Raw genomic sequence first — 514 nt, forward strand, 5'->3', positions numbered from 1 at the left:
AGGTGGTCTGGTTCGGCGACATCGACGGCAACGTCACCTACTGCAACGCCTACTGGTACGCCTATACCGGACTGCCCGCGAACGAGACCGGGGAGACGAGCTGGATGGGCGTGATCCACCCCGACCACCGCGACGCGACCCTTCGCCCCTGGCTCGCCGCCTCCCGCGACGGCCGGTACTACGAGCCGGGCCCCCTCCCCCGGGCGGGAGAGGGTCGGGGGGAGGGAGGAGAACGGCCCGGAGGCACTCGCCCGAAGGGGGCGCGCCCACCCCAAAGGCGTGGCGCAGTACGACGCCCGCACAAACAACACCGCAACCCTGAAGAAGACAACCCCCTCCAGGGCAAATTCAAGGGGGGAGGGCCTGGCGGCAACAAGGAGGCGAGCTCCCCGGCCTCGATCCCCGGCAACAGCAAGGTCGCGCGCCGCGGCCAGGCCAAGCAGCAGACCTTGAAATCGGGCCGCGGCGAGGCCCGGGGCTCGGCCGGCGACGCCGCGGGGCGCGGCCGCACCGG

Annotated in this window: 1 pseudogene; it reads left to right on the plus strand. The window is 72.4% G+C overall.

Features of this window, described 5'->3' with window-relative positions:
• Positions 1-514: pseudogene (locus MKK70_RS20390) on the plus strand (hypothetical protein); the annotation flags it as partial.

The sequence above is a fragment of the Methylobacterium sp. E-041 genome (assembly GCF_022829665.1).
Taxonomy (GTDB): Bacteria; Pseudomonadota; Alphaproteobacteria; order Rhizobiales; family Beijerinckiaceae; genus Methylobacterium.